At 61.7% G+C, this 18,264-nt stretch carries 16 protein-coding genes, 3 pseudogenes and 1 riboswitch; of the genes and pseudogenes, 16 read left to right on the forward strand and 3 right to left on the reverse strand.

Translation table 11 applies throughout. The features are described 5' to 3' along the window. The 9 genes from queD to ald all read left to right on the forward strand — a co-directional run. Positions 1-346, forward strand: a 346-nt coding sequence (gene queD / locus NKH36_RS26240) for a 6-carboxytetrahydropterin synthase QueD (RefSeq protein WP_352965114.1), incomplete at its 5' end; no start/stop codon positions are given. After that, positions 343-1,080: a 7-carboxy-7-deazaguanine synthase QueE gene (gene queE, locus NKH36_RS26245; protein WP_352965116.1), complete on the forward strand. Its 738-nt coding sequence runs from the start codon at positions 343-345 to the stop codon at positions 1,078-1,080. The genes queD and queE, both read left to right, overlap by 4 nt. A gap of 349 nt (positions 1,081-1,429) precedes the next feature. Then, a riboswitch (TPP riboswitch) is annotated at positions 1,430-1,546 on the forward strand. 103 nt (positions 1,547-1,649) lie between these two features. Further along, a complete protein-coding gene (thiC, locus tag NKH36_RS26250) occupies positions 1,650-3,485 on the forward strand; it encodes a phosphomethylpyrimidine synthase ThiC (RefSeq protein ID WP_352961257.1) in 1,836 nt (611 codons plus the stop codon). Beyond that, positions 3,482-4,483, forward strand: coding sequence for a glycine oxidase ThiO (gene thiO / locus NKH36_RS26255; RefSeq protein WP_352961255.1), 1,002 nt, complete (start codon positions 3,482-3,484; stop codon positions 4,481-4,483). The genes thiC and thiO overlap by 4 nt, the downstream gene beginning before the upstream one ends. Beyond that, positions 4,452-4,649, forward strand: coding sequence for a sulfur carrier protein ThiS (gene thiS, locus NKH36_RS26260; protein WP_352961253.1), 198 nt, complete (start codon positions 4,452-4,454; stop codon positions 4,647-4,649). Before thiO ends, thiS begins: the two co-directional genes overlap by 32 nt. 2 nt (positions 4,650-4,651) lie before the next feature. Next, a complete protein-coding gene (locus tag NKH36_RS26265) occupies positions 4,652-5,422 on the forward strand; it encodes a thiazole synthase (protein WP_352961251.1) in 771 nt (256 codons plus the stop codon). Continuing rightward, the gene (locus tag NKH36_RS26270; protein WP_352961249.1) at positions 5,422-6,027 is read left to right on the forward strand and encodes a thiamine phosphate synthase; all 606 of its coding nucleotides are present in this window, start codon (positions 5,422-5,424) and stop codon (positions 6,025-6,027) included. Before NKH36_RS26265 ends, NKH36_RS26270 begins: the two co-directional genes overlap by 1 nt. After that, a complete protein-coding gene (locus NKH36_RS26275; protein ID WP_352961247.1) occupies positions 6,018-6,785 on the forward strand; it encodes a hydroxymethylpyrimidine/phosphomethylpyrimidine kinase in 768 nt (255 codons plus the stop codon). Before NKH36_RS26270 ends, NKH36_RS26275 begins: the two co-directional genes overlap by 10 nt. 288 nt (positions 6,786-7,073) lie before the next feature. Beyond that, on the forward strand, positions 7,074-8,189 hold the full coding sequence (ald, locus tag NKH36_RS26280; protein WP_352961245.1) for an alanine dehydrogenase: 1,116 nt from the start codon (positions 7,074-7,076) through the stop codon (positions 8,187-8,189). Between the two features lie 568 nt (positions 8,190-8,757). Here the strand turns inward: ald and NKH36_RS26285 are convergent. Continuing rightward, entirely contained in the window at positions 8,758-9,009 is a 252-nt protein-coding gene (locus NKH36_RS26285; protein WP_352961243.1) for a hypothetical protein, read from the reverse strand. Between NKH36_RS26285 and NKH36_RS26290 the strand changes: the two genes are divergently transcribed. The 7 genes and pseudogenes from NKH36_RS26290 to NKH36_RS26320 all read left to right on the forward strand — a co-directional run bounded on the left by NKH36_RS26290 (position 9,008) and on the right by NKH36_RS26320 (position 16,009). After that, complete coding sequence (locus NKH36_RS26290) at positions 9,008-9,994, forward strand: ABC transporter substrate-binding protein (RefSeq protein ID WP_352961241.1); 987 nt, start codon at positions 9,008-9,010, stop codon at positions 9,992-9,994. The two genes, NKH36_RS26285 and NKH36_RS26290, sit on opposite strands and share 2 nt — an antisense overlap. 32 nt (positions 9,995-10,026) lie before the next feature. Next, entirely contained in the window at positions 10,027-10,899 is an 873-nt protein-coding gene (locus tag NKH36_RS26295) for an ABC transporter permease (RefSeq protein WP_352961239.1), read from the forward strand. Then, positions 10,875-11,621 (forward strand): ABC transporter ATP-binding protein, encoded by a 747-nt coding sequence (locus NKH36_RS26300; protein WP_352961237.1) that lies wholly within the window; start codon positions 10,875-10,877, stop codon positions 11,619-11,621. The genes NKH36_RS26295 and NKH36_RS26300 overlap by 25 nt, the downstream gene beginning before the upstream one ends. Before the next feature lie 47 nt (positions 11,622-11,668). Then, positions 11,669-13,014: pseudogene (locus NKH36_RS26305) on the forward strand (LLM class flavin-dependent oxidoreductase). A 282-nt stretch (positions 13,015-13,296) separates the two neighbouring features. Further along, complete coding sequence (locus tag NKH36_RS26310; protein ID WP_352961235.1) at positions 13,297-13,539, forward strand: hypothetical protein; 243 nt, start codon at positions 13,297-13,299, stop codon at positions 13,537-13,539. A gap of 270 nt (positions 13,540-13,809) precedes the next feature. Then, positions 13,810-14,397, forward strand: a complete 588-nt coding sequence (locus tag NKH36_RS26315) for a DUF309 domain-containing protein (protein ID WP_352961233.1) — start codon at positions 13,810-13,812, stop codon at positions 14,395-14,397. A 316-nt stretch (positions 14,398-14,713) separates the two neighbouring features. Then, a pseudogene (locus NKH36_RS26320) lies at positions 14,714-16,009 on the forward strand (DUF2130 domain-containing protein). 195 nt (positions 16,010-16,204) lie between these two features. Here the strand turns inward: NKH36_RS26320 and NKH36_RS26325 are convergent. Both NKH36_RS26325 and NKH36_RS26330 read right to left on the reverse strand, forming a co-directional pair. Continuing rightward, a pseudogene (locus tag NKH36_RS26325) lies at positions 16,205-16,348 on the reverse strand (DUF736 family protein); the annotation flags it as partial. 453 nt (positions 16,349-16,801) lie between these two features. Further along, the gene (locus tag NKH36_RS26330) at positions 16,802-17,884 is read right to left on the reverse strand and encodes an HPP family protein (protein ID WP_352961231.1); all 1,083 of its coding nucleotides are present in this window, start codon (positions 17,882-17,884) and stop codon (positions 16,802-16,804) included. Positions 17,885-18,264 lie beyond the last annotated feature (380 nt).

The raw sequence follows: 18,264 nt of genomic DNA on the forward strand, positions 1-18,264 counted from the left end.
TACCAAAGAGTTCCACTTCTCGGCCTCGCATCAGCTCACCTCCTTGCCACCCGATCATCAGTGCGCGCGGCTGCACGGGCATAACTATATCGTCGTGGTGGAGCTTTCAGGTGGCGAACTGGACGAACATGGCTTTGTGCGCGACTATCATGACCTCGGCGCACTCAAGCATTACATCGATGGGACGTTCGACCATCGTCATCTGAACGACGTGCTGGGGCATGACCGTGTTACAGCGGAATGTCTGGCCAAGCACTTCTACGACTGGTGCAAGGTGAGGCTACCCGAAACCTCCGCCGTGCGGGTGAGCGAGACACCGAAAACCTGGGCGGAATACCGGCTATGACCTGCACGCTGGATCCCGGAATCCGGGTGAGCGAGATCTTCGGCCCGACCATCCAGGGTGAAGGCATGCTTGTCGGCTTGCCGACGGTGTTCGTTCGAACGGGCGGATGCGATTATCGCTGTTCCTGGTGCGACAGCCTGCATGCCGTGGACAATCGCTTCCGCCATGAATGGAAGACCATGTCCACAGACGAGATCTGGCAAGAGGTCAATGCGCTTTCGGGTGGCCGACCGATAATGGTGTCGCTATCAGGCGGCAATCCGGCCATCCAGCCGCTCGGCGCGCTGATCGAACACGGACATCGTAAAGGCTACCGCTTTGCATTGGAAACCCAAGGTTCCGTGGCCAGGGACTGGTTTGCCGAGCTTGATGTCCTGATTCTAAGCCCAAAGCCGCCATCGAGCGAAATGACGACCGATTGGGCTGCGTTCGAGGCGTGCGTCGAGGCGGCGAGGGATAGGCCGCAAATCGTGCTCAAGCTCGTCGTGTTCGACGAAAGAGACTACGCCTATGCCAAGGATGCCGCCGCGCGTTATCCGCAACTGCCTGTGTATCTGCAGCCCGGCAATCACACACCGCCGCGCCCTTATGACGAAGAAGCGCTCATTGACATGGACGGCATAATGAAACGCATGGAATGGCTGGTGGAAACGGTGGCTCGTGAAAGATGGTTTGACGTACGCGTCCTGCCGCAGCTTCATGTTCTGCTCTGGGGCAACAAAAGGGGCGTCTAGCCCGCGCAGTGCTGGTAACTGGAATGCGCCTGGCCGAGGCGACCTATCCCGGTTGCGGAGCACTTCGTTCGGGCCACCTGCTATAGTAATTTTCGTGAATTTCGTGAAAATCTCCAAAGTAATCCATCGGGATCAGACGGCTTAAGATCATTGAAACGCAGCAGTTCCGTCGACGTCAATGTCACATCAAGTTTGACGAGGCAAATGCGGCTTTGGCCACACCTGCCCTACTCTCCCGCGGTAACTTCTCCGCGACCCATGGCGAGCCCTTCCGCCCGATTTGATTGGCCGTCGACCGTCGCCACGGCCGAATGCGCTTGACAAGATAGCGCCGGCCCGTTCAATTCGACCCATTCACCAGGGGAGTCCCGGCAAGGGGCTGAGATACTGCTGGCTTTCGCGGCGCAGTGACCCGTTGAACCTGATCCAGTTCATACTGGCGTAGGGACGGTGCAAGCGCTTTGCGGGAGTTTACGCCCGAGGTCCTGTTTCGGCAGGTCAACCAAAGCGTCTTTTCATCCTTCCGGCACAGAACTGGGTCTCCAATGCATGAGCAAAGGAGCCTCAAGATGAATGCCCTCACCCCCGCCGTATCGACGGGACCGCTGCCCGCCTCACGGAAAATCCACAGGCCCGGTGCCATCCACCCGCAGATCAGGGTGCCGATGCGCGAAATCTCCGTCCATCCGACGGCCGGCGAACCGCCCGTCACCGTCTACGATCCGTCCGGCCCCTATACAGACCCGACTGTCGAAACCAGCATCGACAAGGGCCTTGCCCGGCTTCGCCACGAATGGATTACGGCGCGCGGCGATGTCGAGGCCTATGAAGGCCGCCATGTCCGGCCGGAGGACAATGGATTCGCGGCGGGCGAGCGCCTGACACCGGAATTTCCAGTCCGCAACCGGCCACTCAGGGCCAAGACCGGCAGGGCGGTGACACAGCTTGCCTATGCGCGCGCCGGCATCATCACACCCGAAATGGAGTTCGTCGCCATTCGCGAGAACCTTGGTCGCGAGATCCTGCACGGCAAGCTTGAGCGTGACGGCGAGCCTTTCGGCGCGACGCTGCTCGATTTCGTGACGCCGGAATTCGTCCGCGAGGAGGTGGCGCGCGGACGCGCAATCATTCCCGCCAACATTAACCACCCAGAGAGCGAGCCGATGATCATCGGCCGCAATTTCCTTGTCAAGATCAATGCCAATATCGGCAACTCTGCTGTCACCTCCTCGATGGCCGAAGAGGTCGAAAAGATGGTCTGGGCGATCCGCTGGGGCGCCGATACGGTGATGGACCTGTCGACCGGCCGCAACATCCACAACATCCGCGACTGGATCGTGCGCAATGCGCCGGTGCCGATCGGCACAGTGCCGCTCTACCAGGCGCTCGAGAAGGTCGGCGGCATCGCCGAGGACCTGACCTGGGAGGTCTACCGCGACACGCTGATCGAACAGGCCGAACAGGGCGTGGACTATTTCACCATCCACGCCGGCGTGCGCCTGCACTACATCCCGCTGACCGTTGACCGGGTCACTGGCATCGTCTCTCGCGGCGGCTCGATCATGGCCAAATGGTGCCTGCACCATCACCGGGAAAGCTTCCTCTACGAGCATTTCGCGGAGATCTGCGACATCTGCCGCGCCTATGATGTGTCCTTCTCGCTCGGCGACGGCCTTCGTCCCGGCTCGATCGCCGACGCCAACGATGCGGCGCAATTCGCCGAGCTGGAGACGCTCGGCGAGCTGACGAAGATCGCCTGGGCGAAGGATTGCCAGGTGATGATCGAAGGCCCTGGCCATGTCCCAATGCACAAGATCAAGGAGAACATGGACAAGCAGCTCGCTGTCTGCGGCGAGCCGCCGTTCTATACGCTGGGACCGCTGACGACCGATATCGCGCCGGGCTACGACCACATCACCTCCGGCATCGGCGCCGCAATGATCGGTTGGTTCGGCACCGCCATGCTCTGCTACGTCACGCCGAAGGAGCATCTCGGCCTTCCCGATCGCAACGATGTCAAGATTGGCGTGATCACTTACAAGATCGCCGCCCATGCCGCCGATCTGGCGAAGGGTCATCCGGCGGCGAAACTCAGGGATGATGCCCTTTCCCGCGCGCGCTTCGAGTTCCGTTGGGAGGATCAGTTCAACCTGTCGCTCGACCCCGAAACCGCACGGTCCTTTCACGACCAGACCTTGCCCAAGGAGGCGCACAAGCTGGCGCATTTCTGCTCGATGTGCGGGCCGAAATTCTGTTCCATGCGCATCTCCCACGACATTCGCGCCGAGGCACAGAAGGAGGGCATGGCGGCGATGGCGGCGAAATACCGCGAGGGTGGCGATCTCTACATGCCAGCTGGCGAGACCGGCGTGCCACTGAAGCCAGAGGCGCCGGAACCGTCATGAGGGTGCTGGTCAAAGGGGCCGGCGTCGCCGGCCTCACCGCCGCCTTCGAACTCGCCGCTCGCGGCGCGGCGGTCACCGTCATCGAGACCAGGTATACCCTTGGCGGCAATGCGTCGTGGTTCGCCGGCGGCATGCTGGCGCCGTGGTGCGAGCGTGAAAGCGCCGAGCAGCCGGTGCTGGATCTCGGACGCGACGCCGCCGCCTGGTGGGATACGGTACTGCCCGGTCAGGTGACACGGGCCGGAACACTGGTTGTGGCCGCGCCGCGTGATGCGGGCGAACTCGACCGGTTCGCCAGCCGCACGTCCGGGCATCGCCGTGTCGATGAAGACGAAATCGCGCTCCTGGAACCCGACCTCGCCGGTCGCTTCCGCCGCGCACTGCTCTTCCCCGACGAGGCCCATCTCGACCCGCGCCAGGCGATGGCAGCACTTCATCACAAGCTCGCAGCCAGGGGGGTCGAATTCCACTTCGGCGCCGACGCCCGCCACGTTTCCGGTTTCGATCGTCAGATCGACTGCACGGGAATGGCCGCCGTCGATGACAGGCTGCGCGGGATTCGCGGCGAGATGCTGATCCTGCGCACGCCTGACATCTCGCTGTCGCGCCCGGTCCGGCTGCTTCATCCACGCTTTCCGCTCTACATAGTGCCGCGCACCGACCACCGTTTCATGATTGGCGCGACGATGATCGAAAGCCAATCCGGGGAGCCGGTCACGGTCCGTTCGATGATGGAGCTTCTGGGTGCCACCTATGCCCTCCACCCGGCGTTTGGCGAGGCCGAGATCGTTGAAACCGGTGTCGGCGTCCGTCCTGCCTTTTCCGACAATCTGCCGCGTGTCGAGGCACGTGGAAGCACCGTCGCGATCAACGGGCTTTATCGCCATGGCTTTCTTCTCGCCCCTGCCATGGCGCGCCAGGCGGCCGACCTGGTTTTCCATCAAGACGGAACGAAGGAGCTTGCTCATGAAACTGATGGTCAACGGCGAAGCGCATGAGGTTGCCGCCAGCACGCTGGCCGAACTGCTTGCCGCGCTCGACTATGAGGGCGATTGGCTGGCGACGGCCGTCAACAGCGACCTCGTGCACAGAGCCAACCGGGCGGAATTCCGATTGAGCGACGGCGACCGGATCGAAATCCTCTCGCCCATGCAAGGAGGCTAGCCATGTTCGATCTTCTTGGAACGAAACTTCCTTCACGCCTGCTTCTTGGCACGGCTCAGTATCCTTCGCCGGCAATCCTTGCCGATGCGGTCAAGGCGTCGGGCACGGCGGTGGTGACCCTTTCCTTGCGCCGCGAGATGGCGGACGGCCGGGCTGGCGAAAAATTCTGGTCGCTGATCCGCGCGCTCGGCGTAAGAATCCTGCCCAACACCGCTGGCTGCCACTCCGTCAAGGAAGCGGTTATCACCGCGAAAATGGCGCGCGAAGTATTCGGGACGACCTGGATCAAGCTCGAAGTGATCGGCAATCACGACACGCTGCAGCCGGACGTGTTTGGCCTGGTCGAAGCCGCCCGCATCCTGTGCGAGGACGGCTTTTCAGTATTCCCCTATACCACCGACGACCTTGTAGTCGCCGAGCGGCTGCTGGAGGTAGGCTGCACGGTCTTGATGCCGTGGTGCGCGCCGATCGGTTCCGCCCTCGGGCCGGTCAACATCATGGCGCTACGCTCTATGCGCGGACATTTCCCAGGCGTTCCGCTGATCGTGGATGCAGGGCTCGGGCGGCCGTCGCACGCGGCAACCGTCATGGAGCTCGGCTTTGATGCCGTGCTCCTGAACACGGCGGTCGCCAGGGCGGCCGATCCGGTCGGCATGGCGCGTGCATTCGGCAAGGCGGTCGATGCCGGCCGTGAAGCCTTCGGCTCGGGAATGCTCGAACCGCGCGACGTCGCCGTGCCATCGACGCCGACGATCGGCAGGGCAGTTTTCTAATGAAGCTCGATCCCTTCTACCTGATCGTCGATAGCGCCGCCTGGATCGAGCGGCTGGTGCCGCTCGGCGTCAAACTGGTGCAACTCCGCATCAAGGATCAGGAAGAAGCCACGCTGCGGACGGAAATCCGCCGCGCGAACGACGTCTGCGCGGTCCATGGCTGCCAACTGATCGTCAACGACTATTGGCGGCTCGCCATTGAGGAAGGCTGCGACTTCGTTCATCTCGGCCAAGAGGATTTAGCTGCTGCCGACCTGCTGGCGATCAAGTACGCCGGATTGAAGCTCGGACTTTCGACCCACGATCACACCGAACTGGAAACAGCCCTCGCAGCCGAACCGGACTATATCGCGCTCGGCCCCATCTACTCGACCATCCTGAAGAAAATGAAATGGGCCCCGCAAGGGGTTGAACGGATCAGCGAGTGGAAGCGCCGGGTCGCACCGATTCCCCTGGTCGCAATAGGCGGCCTCAATCCTGACCGGCTCGACGGTGTTTTCGCGGCCGGCGCGGACAGTGCCGCAGTGGTTACAGACGTCACGCTGAATGCCGATCCCCAAGCGCGCACGCGAGAATGGATCGAAAAGACGGAACAATGGCGCTGAGGCGAGAACCGCATGTGCTTGTCGTTGGCGGGGCGGACTCCAGCGGCGGTGCTGGAATTGCCCGCGATATCGAGATGATCTCCTCCATTGGCGTGCGCACCTGCCTTGCTGTCACTGCGGTGACGGTGCAGACGCATGAAGCCGTCATAGAAATCCATCCTTTGCAGCCCGATCTGGTGGCCGATCAGATGCGCGCCGCGCTGCGGGCCAACCAGGTTACGGCCATTAAGATCGGCATGCTCGCAACGGCTGAGATCGTCGCAGCCGTAGCCGCCGTGCTGCGCGAAAATCCGCAGGTGCCGGCAGTGCTCGATCCGGTGCTGGCTTCTTCGTCGGGCCGGGCACTGCTGGAAGCAGGCGCCATCGCCGTCATGAAGCGGGATCTGATGCCACTTTGCCGCCTCGTCACACCCAATCTCATCGAGCTAGCGCTCCTTGGCGGCTCAGATCTGGCGGTGGATGAGGACGGCGCGCTTCAACAAGCACACAGACTCCTGGCCGCCGGCGCTCAAGCTCTGCTGATCAAGGGTGGGCATGCGTCGGGACCTCGATCAACGGATATCCTCGTTCGTCCTAACCAAGGACCGATCCGCTTCGATTCACCGCGCCTTGCCACATCAATGCGCGGAACAGGTTGCATGCTGGCCAGTGCGATTGCAGCGCATCTGGCCAATGCGAGATCCCTTGAAGACGGGGTGCGCAAAAGCAAGCTGTTTCTTTTCGAGAAGCTGCAGAAGAATGTAGCCGGACGACAGTGACGTTGCCTCAGTCAATTAATCGCGGCCGCCCAGCAATCAAGCTATCCAGCGCTCTGGGCGCGCATTGTTAGATGTCAGACCGTCCTTCTGCAAAGTCTCCAGAATGGCGATATCAATCATGTCGAGCGGCTTTTTTCGGGATTCCTGCGACAATACGACAATTTTACGCAACGATTATCGAAACGCACCCTCCTGCGCAAGCACATTCGCAAACACCTGCGCAGCGATTCGTGGTTCACTTCACCAATACAGGGAACGAGCCCCTAAGGGCCGGATCAGGAGAGAAAGATGCGCGTCGGCTGCCCCAAGGAAATCAAGAACCACGAATACCGCGTTGGCCTGACGCCAGGCTCGGTCCGCGAATATGTCGCGCATGGCCATGAAGTGCTGGTCGAGACCGGCGCCGGCGCCGGCATTGGTGCCGACGACAACGCCTACCGCGCCGCCGGTGCCACCATCGCCAAGACGGCGGCCGATGTGTTTGCCAAGTCCGACATGATCGTCAAGGTCAAGGAGCCGCAGCCCAACGAATGGGTTCAGCTCCGCGACGGGCAGATCCTCTACACCTATCTCCATTTGGCTCCGGATCCGGAGCAGACCAAGGGGCTGCTCGCTTCCGGCGTCACGGCAATCGCCTACGAAACTGTGACCGACGACCGCGGCGGCCTGCCGCTGCTGGCGCCGATGTCGGAAGTTGCCGGCCGCCTGTCGATCCAGGCCGGCGCCACCGCGCTGCAGAAGGCCAATGGCGGCCGCGGCGTGCTGCTCGGCGGCGTTCCCGGCGTGCTGCCCGGCAAGGTAACTGTGCTCGGCGGCGGCGTCGTCGGCCTGCATGCGGCGCGGATGGCCGTCGGCCTCGGCGCCGATGTCACCATCATCGACCGTTCGATCCCGCGCTTGCGCCAGCTCGACGACATCTTCGGCGGCCGCGTTCATACGCGCTACTCGACCGTCGAGGCGCTGGAAGAGGAATGCTTCTCCGCCGACATCGTCGTCGGCGCCGTACTGATCCCGGGTGCGGCGGCCCCGAAACTGGTTTCGCGCGAAATGCTGTCGGGCATGAAAAGAGGCTCGGTGCTGGTCGACGTCGCCATCGACCAGGGCGGCTGCTTCGAGACTTCGCACGCGACCACCCATGCCGACCCGACCTATGAGGTTGACGGTGTCATCCATTACTGCGTCGCCAACATGCCCGGCGCGGTGCCGGTGACGTCGGCCCACGCGCTCAACAACGCGACGCTTCACTATGGCCTGCAGCTTGCCGACAAGGGCCTGAAGGCGCTGATCGACGACCACCACCTGCGCAACGGCCTCAATGTCCACAGGGGCAAGATCACCAACCGTGCGGTCGCCGAGGCACTCGGCTACGAACTGGTTGAGCCGAAAGCCGTTCTCGCCGCCTGATTCCAGTTACACCGTTTCCTCCCGTCTCGCCCGCCGGTTCGTTCCGGCGGGCTTTTTGCCGACGATTGGCCAGAGGCGTCCCTCCCCTCCCCTTTCCGTCAATGTCCGCGGTGAAGCTCGTCGGCGCGACACCCTAGTCGACGATGAGGCTGAACGCGTCCGAAACTAGACATCGCCTGCCGAAATCCCCCAGTCCCTTCCCCGTGAGCATCAGCTTTGGCGTCTCGGGGTGGTCGGTGCAATCGTTCCCGGTCTCCAGATCGTTACTGACGAAAAGGAGAACCTGCCCCCACCGGCGAGTCCGATTTCTGCTGATTACATGGCCAGCTCTGCTCGTAAGGGCGCCATGCTTTGATGTCGACAGCCCACATAAACACAGATGAGCTGTCGCTGTGACACCACCATGCGCGGTGCCTTTGCCGCCAATGCTTTCACGGCGGTCAAGATCGGCATGCTCGGGTCGGCGGGAGCGACCGTAGCGATCGGCTCTGCCCCGGAACAGCCATCAGGCATCGGCAGTGCTCGACCCGGTCGAGGCCTCAACCTCGGGACGAGTGTTGCTGAGCGATCATACCATCGAGCGCTGCGTCGCAGTCGGCAACTTTTTGAACGACACGTGCCCCAAATGAGCATTGGAGGCGAACAGCGTTTCCCTCGGGTGACAAAGAACAGCATCCCATACTTTATCGTCTACATAATTGACATACTGAACAGCGAAAGTAGGGCCGTTTCCAAGTTGGAGCAAGACGATGATGTTGGCAGTGAAGAGATTTTCGAGAAGAAGGTTTGGTGGATTGGCGACCGCTTTGGCGGTAACCATGGTCGCTTCTTCCTCCCCTTTCAGTGCCCAGGCAGGCAGTCCGGACGCGGGTAAACTGCCGACCAAAATCCCGGAGGGCACCGTGCTTCGAATCGGCGATCCCGAGACGCAAAGGGCACTGGAACTCTCGGGCCTGATCGATCGACTACCCTTCAAGGTTGAATGGGCCAATATCAGCGGCGGCCCACAGACAATCGAAGCTTTTCGCGCCGATGCATTGGACGTCGGATCCGTCGCCGACATTCCGCCCATCCACGCGACCTGGACGGGGCTCCAGGTCAAGATCATAGCCGCGAAGTTCCGCAAGGACCCGGTTGCGCACCCGATTTATCAACTCGGCATTGCGCCGGGCGTCGAGGTCAAGACGCTCGCGGATTTGCGCGGCAAACGGATCGCTTTCAGCCCCGGACAGGCGCAAGGCGCGCTGGTGCTGAGGGTCCTGCAGGCCGCTGGCCTGAACAAGGAGGATGTAAATCTCATCGAACTGCCCAGCAAAGGCGATGCCTACCCGGTGGCACTTGCCAGCAAGCAAGTCGATGTCGCACCTATCTGGGGCGTCCTCGTCAAGCACTATCTGCGCCAGTATGGTGCCGACGGCGCTACCACCATCCCGCATGGCTTGCGAGATGATCCAGACCATCTCTATGCCCCGCAGGCCGTGCTTGACGACCCGGCCAAAGCTGCCGCTCTCGGCGAATATGTGCGCTACTGGGCACTTGCGGCCCGATGGGTGGAGCAGCATCCCAAAGAGTGGATCGAGGGTTACTACGTCGCCACCCAGGGCCTCAACAGCGAAGATGGCCAGTATCTCGTCGACGCCGACGGACGGTTCGACATACCGTCCGACTGGAACGAGGTGATCGCGCGCCAGCAGGCGACGATTGATCTCCTGGCCAGGGAACTGAACAAGCCCCCGATCAAGGCCGAGGATCTTTTCGACAGGCGCTTCGAGACGATCGCCGCAAATGCGCTGAACGCGTCCTGACGACCTGCTTCCCAGCACTGGAGACGATGCAGATGAACGCAATCTCACATACCGCCGCACCCATTCCCTACGCATCGGATGAAAGGGGGTTGATTGCGCCCGCTGTACAGGCCCGCAAAACCGGGACGAGGCGTCGCCTCGCACTTGGGCGGGCGATCCCGTTTGGCGCGCTGATCGGGCCCGCACTTCTTCTCGTGATTTGGTCCATCGGCAGCATCGCTGGCCTGATCGATCCAAGAACGCTGCCGGCGCCTTGGGCGGTTGTCGGCACTGCCATCGATCTCATCGCCGAAGGGAAGCTTCAGGATCACTTGATGACGTCTGCCTGGCGGGCAGCACAGGGGCTGGTGTTCGGCATCCTGACCGGAACCATCCTTGCTCTCATTTCAGGTTTATCCCGGCTGGGCGAGGCGATCATCGACGGTCCCGTTCAGATCAAGCGGGCGATACCGACGCTGGCTCTGATCCCGCTGCTGATGCTGTGGTTCGGCATTGGCGAGGGCATGAAGGTGACGGCCATCGCGCTGGCCGTCCTGATCCCGATCTATATCCAGACTCATAGCAGCTTGCGCAGCATAGACAGCCGATATGTCGAATTGGCCCGGACCTTGCGAATGGGCTACGGCGAATTCATCCGCCAGGTGATCCTGCCGGGGGCCCTTCCAGGCTTCTTCCTTGGTCTGCGTTTCGCGGTAACCTACGCCTGGCTGTCTCTGGTGGTGGTCGAACAGGTCAATGCCACGAGCGGCATCGGCTACATGATCGATCTCGCACGCAACTACGGCCAGACTGACATCGTCATCGTCGGTCTCGCCGTCTACGCGTTGCTCGGTCTCGCCTCCGACGGCATCGTCCGCTTCTTCCAGGAAAGGTCCTTGTCATGGCGTCGCACCCTGGCGGATTGAGCGGCGCGCCCGCGGTGCGGGTCGAGAGCCTTGTGAGGCGTTTCGGGCCGCGAACCATCCTCGACGGCCTCAGCCTCGACATCGAGAAGGGGGAGTTCGTCGCCCTTCTCGGCCGCAGCGGGTCGGGCAAGAGTACATTGTTGCGCGCGCTCGCCGATCTCGATGACAAAGTCTCCGGGTCCGGCCGACTCGATACGCCCGATAAGAAATCGGTGGTGTTCCAGGATGCCCGCCTGCTGCCCTGGAAACGGGTGCTGGAGAATGTGGTGCTCGGCCTCGGCCTGGCGGACGCCGCCGAACGCGGACGGCTAGCTCTCGAAGAGGTCGGCTTAAGCGGTCGTGAGAGCGCATGGCCGGTCGAACTCTCTGGTGGCGAGCAGCAGCGGGTGGCATTGGCGCGCTCGCTGGTTCGTGATCCTGAGCTGCTGCTGGCGGACGAGCCATTCGGCGCGCTCGACGCGCTGACCCGCCTGCGCATGCACGATCTGCTGCGCCAGCTCTGCGCCCGTCACCAGCCGGCCGTCCTGCTGGTCACCCATGATGTGGACGAAGCCGTGACGCTGGCGGACCGCGTTTTGGTGCTCGACAATGGCGCGATCGCCGCCGACATCGTCATCGATGTCCCCACGCCACGCGATCATGGCGATCGCCGGTTCGGCGAGATCCGCTCCGAACTTCTGCGTCATCTCGGCGTCGAGACAAAGCCCGTGCTGCCGGTCTGAGCGGCCGAAGATGTTCGCTCAGTGTCACCCCCAGGAGGACCAACAATATGCCCGCCCAATCACGACAGCTGAACCTCAACCTTTTCATCTACCTGGCGGCCATCATGAAGCCGGCTGGCGCTACAAGGATTCTGCCCCCGAGAGAGTGCTGGACATCGCCTATTATCGGGAACTGGCGAAAAAGGCTGAGGCGAGCAAGTTCAACGCGCTGTTCTTCGCCGATGGGCCCGCGCTCGCCGACAACATCCGCTACGCGAGCCGCTTCAGGCTGGAGCCGCTGACATGGATTTCCGCGCTCGCCGCCGTGACGAAAAGCATCGGCTTCATCGCGACCGCCTCGACCACCTACAACGAACCCTACAACCTGGCCCGGCTGTTTGCTTCTGTCGATCATCTGAGCGGCGGGCGTGCCGGTTGGAACATCGTTACGACGGGGGACGCATCCGCAGCGTTGAATTTCGGCTTTGACCGATATCCGACCCATGCAGACCGTTACGAGCGCGCCGGCGAATTCGTTGATGTGGTGACGAAGCTTTGGGACAGCTGGGAGGACGACGCGCTCGTCGCGGACAGGGAGTCTGGAATTTTTGCCGACACCGACAAGATCCACCCAATCAACCACATCGGCAAATATCATCGGGTGAAGGGACCGCTCACGCTTCCGCGCTCGCCGCAGGGACGGCCGGTCTATGTCCAGGCGGGTTCGTCGGAAGGCGGACGGTCGTTCGCAAGCCGCTATGCCGAGGCGATATTCACAGCACATCAGACACTCGGCAACGCGCAGGAATTTTATGCTGACATCAAAGCACGCGTGAAGTCGGTTGGCCGCAACCCTGACCACGTCAAGGTGTTGCCCGGTATCAGTCCCTTCATCGGTTCAACCGAGGCTGAAGCCCGGGCACTGCATGACGAGTTCAACGAGCTGACGCAGCCGGAATATTCTCTCGATCAGCTACGCCGCATCGTAGACGCCGACCTTTCCAGCTACGATCTGGACGGGCCATTTCCGCGCGAGCTCATCAGTGTCGAGGGCGAGCGCGGTGCGAGCAGCCGCTTCCACGTCGTACTCGACATCATCGAGCGCGAGAATCCGACCATCCGCCAGTTGCTCCACCGTCTCGCCGGCGCGCGCGGGCATTGGGTCCAGGCCGGGACGCCCGAACAGATCGCCGACAATATCCAGGAATGGTTCGACAACGGTGCGGCGGATGGTTTCAATGTCATGCCGCCCTATCTGCAGGGCGGGTTCGACGTATTCGCCGACGAGGTGGTGCCGATCTTGCGAAGGCGCGGACTTTTCCGGCACGACTATGAGGGGGTAACGCTGAGGGACCATTTCGGTCTGCCCCGCCCTGACAATACGTTCAGCCAGCCGCAAAAGGCGACCGCCTGAGCTACTTTCGCATCGAGCGTTTTCTCTTGGAGGGATTCGACCGGACACGGATTCTCGCCCGCATCCCCCCGCGTTGTTTCGCGTCGTGACGCGCTCCTGGCACATGTATCCGGTCGGTTTCCGGTTCGGGCTCGGCCTTATTGGCGCGACGATAGCCTCGGATAATCGTGTCCGCTTCATTGACTATCTTGCCGGACTGTTTCGTCTTCCTCGCATTAGCGGAAGTTAAATTTCGAGTGTTTCGGCTTGCCGCAAATTAGGATCTCGGTGGCATAACTCCGCATGACTTTCGGGGTGCTGGCAGGAAGACTGATGCGCGGGCGTGGGTGGATCAAGGCGTTGCGTCAGGACGATGCCCGACAGGTGCGTGCGCACATTGCCGAACTGGAGCGCAACCTCATGGCGACCAAACCTCAGGGACGCCATCGACGTTTCGAAGCCGGGAATGAACTTCGTATTGCGAAATTCCGCCTGGAGCGTCTCGAGGCATGCATCGCCGCAATAACGGAGAAATGTTGGCGTTAGCGGAAGCTCGCCGCTCGAAGTTGCCGCGCGGTACGGCCGGACTGTGCGTCGGCGCTGTAATCACAAGGCCGGCCGTCTGACACCGCTCGGTCGGGAGCACCTTTTCAAGTTGCGCTGGGCGGCAGACGCGCAGGCACACGAGACTGCCTGGAGACAACCCGCAAGTGGGTTCCGTAGTGCCGGACGAGGGGCGACCGGCCTGTGGGGCCGCCCGTCGTGGCCAAATCGCCTCTATCGTAACTAATTGCCAAGTGACACTATTCGTCTTTGATGGCTATTGGTTCGACGTTGCGCCCGCGCTGGCTACCGGAAAAGAGCTTTCCGTCCTATGCGTATCTTCCCGGCCGGCAGCCGCATCCCGTGCGCGATCCTGCAGGACACAGCTACCACAGCGAAGCAATCCCGGGTGCTGAAGAGGCGTCGCTTGACTCCGACATGTTCCTCTGGGGTATCGACCTCTTCAATCATGGTTATTACTGGGAAGCCCATGAGGCTTGGGAAGGTCTTTGGCAGGTTGCAGATCGAGGCGCTCCGCTTCGGATGCTCTTCAAGGGATTGATCCTGTTATCGGCGGCCGGCGTGAAGATCCGCGAGGGCAAGCATGCGGCGGCGGTGCGTCATGCCGGACGCGCCGCGGCGCTCCTTCGTCGGCTGATGAACGCGCCGGATCGCGCCTTCGAATGTGCGCTCGGCATGTCACTCACAGTGCTTGCCGAACAGGCCGAAGCCGCAGCAAGGATTCCGGCAGCCCCGCAGGCGACAGCGCTTGGTCAGCCTCAAGCGGTGTTTGATTTCATTCTCGGGTCAAGTTCCCGCGGAATGCCGATCAGATCGCAAAAGAGAAACAGTCATTCGTAGAAGACGGCGGATTCACCGTGCCGTTTTGCGGGCGCAGTGAACCGTCTGGCCCGTCGTGTCGAAACGCGGCTCGAAGGCGATCAGAGCGAATCCGGCTTTGGACCTTTGTTGAGGTCCTTAGCTTCATGGCGATCGGACTTGTCCCGATCTTAGGATGTTGGGCTCGAGCCGATGCAGACTGCTTAATTCGACGACGAAATCGCCGTTCCGTCCGCACGCTGGGGATAACACTGGAGTTCACTATTTGTTCTTTTCCAAAAACGGTCGATAATATATCGCCTGGGACTACATCAGCCCTCAGTGAGTCAGCGCGCCAATGACTGTGCAGCCCAGGATTCTTAATGAACCAACGATCATCTGCCCGAGCTGCAAAACGGACATTAAGCTCAACGAGTCGCTTGCGGCGCCGCTGATTGCCGCGACCCGCGAGGAGTATGAACGGTGCTTGGCGCAGAACAACGCATCGATGGCTGCCAGAGAAGAGGAGCTTAAGCGCCAGCAGGCCGAGATCGACGCCGCCAAAGAGGACATCGGCAACCAGGTGGCTGAGCAAATCAAGCTTGAGCGTGCGGCAATCACGGTCGAGGAAGCCCGCAAGGCAAAATTGCTTCTTTCGGTAGATCTGGAGGACAGGGATAACAAGCTTGCCGAGCTGGAGGCAACGTTGAAGGCGCGCGACGAAAAGCTCGCCGAGGCCCAGCAGCAACAGGCGGAATTCCTGAAAAAGCAGCGTGCGCTTGACGACGAAAAGCGCGAGATGGCGCTGACCATCGAAAGGAAGATCCAGGAAGGATTGGACGCCGTTCGCGTAAAGGCTAGGTCCGAAGCCGAAGACGGCCTCAAAATGAAGGTTGCGGAAAAAGAAGAACAGATCGCCGGCATGCAGCGCCAAATCGAGGAGCTGAAGCGCCGGGCGGAACAGGGCTCCCAGCAGCTGCAGGGCGAGGTCCTCGAGCTTGAGCTGGAGTCTCTCATTGTCAGCCGATTCCCGATGGACATCATCGAACCGGTCGCCAAGGGCGAGTTCGGCGGAGATGTCCTGCACCGCGTGGTCGGACCGGCCGGCCAGCTATGCGGCGCCATTTTGTGGGAATCGAAACGCACCAAGAACTGGAGCCAGGGCTGGCTAGGTAAGCTCAGAGGAGATCAACGAGCCGCGAAAGTGGATATCGCGCTGATGGTCTCGGAAGCGTTGCCTCCCGGCGTGGAAACTTTCGATCTTGTAGACGGAGTCTATGTCGCCCATCCCAAATGTGCGATCCCGATCGCCATCATGCTTCGACAATCCCTGATCGAGCTGGCGAACTCCCGCCTCGCCCAGGACGGCCAGGCCACCAAAATGGAACGGGTCTACGGCTACCTGACCGGTTCGCGGTTCCGCCACCGCGTCGAGGCGATCGTGGAGAAATTCTCCGATATGTAGGAGGACCTCGCCAAAGAACGCAAGGCCACAACACGCCTGTGGGCCAAGCGCGAGGCGCAGATCCAAGGGGTGATCGAGTCGACCGTCGGCATGTATGGTGACTTGCAGGGTATCGCCGGAAAAGTGATGCAGGAGATTGAGGGGCTGGATGTGCTGGCGATTGAAGCCTCTTCGCCTGAAACCGAATAGGTGACCTTCACGCCGGCTAAGACGATCAAGGACGCCCTCAACGACTGAGCCGCAACTGAAGGATGCGACCGAAAGAGGGGGCTCAAGCCCCCTCCTCCGCAGCCATCGCTTCGTCACGCTGACTCCTTCCGCCTGCCGGCGTTCGCTTGAAAACGCCGAAGGCCCCGCCTTGCGGCGGAGCCCTCGTCGAGGCGATCAGTCCCGGTTAGGGCGAGACCAGATCAGCTGCAGGCCTTCCTCGCCTTCCGCCTCGATCAGGGTGGCGTAAATCGGAGCGGGGAAGCTCGGGTCGTCCAGCTTGACCGAGAGGTAGTCGCGCTTGGTTTCCCTGGAAACCTTCCCGTCGCCACATTGAGAAACGGCAGGAAGGCGCTGATCCTACCGCCGGACTCGGCGTGAATCTCGGGTGGCCGTTTATCTTCGGCCAACGTCGCGCTCTATCTCAGAAAACCTAAAGTTTGCTACATCACAGGCCTTAGTCGCGACAAAAGCCATCAGTTGGAAAAATGGTCAATCCTATGATTGTCGCGCGCTCCCGGTGCGCGTCGACAAAGGTTGCCTGTATCCCTCAACCGAGAGGCCAAGGCCAGGCGCCGGAGCACGAACCGCAGGCGGTACACGCCAACGGCTGAGAGAGTCGTGGTAACGGTTAAGAGCGCGGCCGCGTTTCAGAAGGTCGATCTACTCGTAAAAAGGAATCGTCTTAGGCGGAAGGCCGCACTTAATGCCGCTACCCCTATATTCATTGCCGCCCCATCGGGTTCCCGGATTGAGCAAATCCGGATCACTATTTTATGCCGCTGCCAGCGTTGTGTCTGCCTTGTGCACGCGCGCTGCCGCCGCCAGCAGATCGGTCTGGGTGATCAGCCCAAGAATGCGTCGCTCGGCATCGACGATGACCACGGCATGGCTGCGGCCGTCGGTGAGCACCGGCAGCAGGCTCATCGCCGGCGTGTCGGGAGAGGCGGTGCCAGCCTTCGACATCACAGCTCTCACCGTGTCGGTCGCCTTCGTCAGCTCGCGCAGGCCAACTACACCAACCAGCCCGCCCTCGGCGTCGGTCGCCGGCAGCGTCCGGATGTTGTGATCGAGCAGCAAATGACGCGCCTGGTCGGCAGGCGCATGTTCATCGACCGAAATCACATCGCGCGACATAATGTCCTCGCACAGCAGGGTCCGGTGCGAGCGCACCATCGCCTGCAACTCGACCTGCCGCAGCAGCCGCTCGAGATCGTCGCGGTCGATATCGAAGGTTTCCTCCAGCGCGCCGAGCGCGGCATCGATATCCTCGGGCCGGAAGCCGACCCGCTCCCGCGCCGGCGGGTCGATGGTTCCATGGGAGCTTTTAAGGGTAGGGGCCGCCACATGCGGATAGTTGCGCCGCGACAGTTTGTGGATGCCGTAGCCGAGTGCGACCAGCACGATCGAGTTCAGCGCCACCGGAACGAAGGGAAACAGCAAGCCGGAGCTGAAGACGGCCGGTCCGCCGAACACCGCGGTCAAGGCGGCGGCGCCCCCCGGCGGATGCAGGCAGCGCGTGAATGACATAGCGGCGATGGCCAGCGCCACCGCAATGCCGGTAGCAAGAACGGGTTCATGCACGAAATGCGCCACGATCACCCCGACCAGCGCCGAAATCGTATTGCCACCGATAATCGACCAAGGTTGCGCCAGCGGGCTTGAAGGCACGGCAAAGAGCAGCACGGCCGATGCTCCCATTGGAGCAACCAGCAGTGCGACATGTGGGCCAGATCCGTTCGCCAGCGCACTGATCACGCCGGTCAATGCGATGCCGATCATAGCCCCGATGCAGGCAAGCAGCCGCTCGCGCAGCGTTGCACCGGCAAGGATCGGAACAAAGAGACGAAACGCCATGGCATGCCCTGCGAGTGGTCGGAACTAAGAGGTCCGCAATGCAGGCAAAGCCACAGATTTGGAAGTTAAGCCAATTCGGAAAGTCGGCTCACGGGGGAATACTTTTGCGCGCAGCGGCCATTCCCAAATGGGTGCAGACATTTGATCAGCCAGAGGAGAGGCGGACGGCACGCTGATCCGCTCGAGCGCAGCAAGAGGCGAAGGGCTACCGTGCCCCGGGCAGCCGGAAGCCTAAATCCAGCTTTCGGAGCCTTTGCGGCCGTTGCCAACCGGCGACTAACGACGCGACCGAGCTTATTGCGGACGTCAGCGGATTTGATGCTTCGGCCCTTCCGGCTCGACCGGCCCTGTGCGCCGAGCCCATTCATGCGCCGCCGCGG

The organism is Mesorhizobium sp. M1312 (assembly GCF_040318115.1).
Lineage (GTDB): Bacteria > Pseudomonadota > Alphaproteobacteria > Rhizobiales > Rhizobiaceae > Mesorhizobium.

Excerpts from the sequence above, each read along its gene's own strand:
- NKH36_RS26275 (WP_352961247.1), top strand. The coding sequence starts at position 6,018 with ATGGCGCTGAGGCGAGAACCGCATGTGCTTGTCGTTGGCGGGGCGGAC.
- NKH36_RS26295 (WP_352961239.1), top strand. The coding sequence starts at position 10,027 with ATGAACGCAATCTCACATACCGCCGCACCCATTCCCTACGCATCGGAT.
- NKH36_RS26270 (WP_352961249.1), top strand. The coding sequence starts at position 5,422 with ATGAAGCTCGATCCCTTCTACCTGATCGTCGATAGCGCCGCCTGGATC.
- NKH36_RS26330 (WP_352961231.1), bottom strand. The coding sequence starts at position 17,884 with ATGGCGTTTCGTCTCTTTGTTCCGATCCTTGCCGGTGCAACGCTGCGC.
- thiO (WP_352961255.1), top strand. The coding sequence starts at position 3,482 with ATGAGGGTGCTGGTCAAAGGGGCCGGCGTCGCCGGCCTCACCGCCGCC.
- NKH36_RS26285 (WP_352961243.1), bottom strand. The coding sequence starts at position 9,009 with ATGGTTACCGCCAAAGCGGTCGCCAATCCACCAAACCTTCTTCTCGAA.
- NKH36_RS26300 (WP_352961237.1), top strand. The coding sequence starts at position 10,875 with ATGGCGTCGCACCCTGGCGGATTGAGCGGCGCGCCCGCGGTGCGGGTC.
- NKH36_RS26315 (WP_352961233.1), top strand. The coding sequence starts at position 13,810 with ATGGCTATTGGTTCGACGTTGCGCCCGCGCTGGCTACCGGAAAAGAGC.
- thiS (WP_352961253.1), top strand. The coding sequence starts at position 4,452 with ATGAAACTGATGGTCAACGGCGAAGCGCATGAGGTTGCCGCCAGCACG.
- NKH36_RS26310 (WP_352961235.1), top strand. The coding sequence starts at position 13,297 with ATGACTTTCGGGGTGCTGGCAGGAAGACTGATGCGCGGGCGTGGGTGG.
- NKH36_RS26290 (WP_352961241.1), top strand. The coding sequence starts at position 9,008 with ATGGTCGCTTCTTCCTCCCCTTTCAGTGCCCAGGCAGGCAGTCCGGAC.
- ald (WP_352961245.1), top strand. The coding sequence starts at position 7,074 with ATGCGCGTCGGCTGCCCCAAGGAAATCAAGAACCACGAATACCGCGTT.
- NKH36_RS26265 (WP_352961251.1), top strand. The coding sequence starts at position 4,652 with ATGTTCGATCTTCTTGGAACGAAACTTCCTTCACGCCTGCTTCTTGGC.
- queE (WP_352965116.1), top strand. The coding sequence starts at position 343 with ATGACCTGCACGCTGGATCCCGGAATCCGGGTGAGCGAGATCTTCGGC.
- thiC (WP_352961257.1), top strand. The coding sequence starts at position 1,650 with ATGAATGCCCTCACCCCCGCCGTATCGACGGGACCGCTGCCCGCCTCA.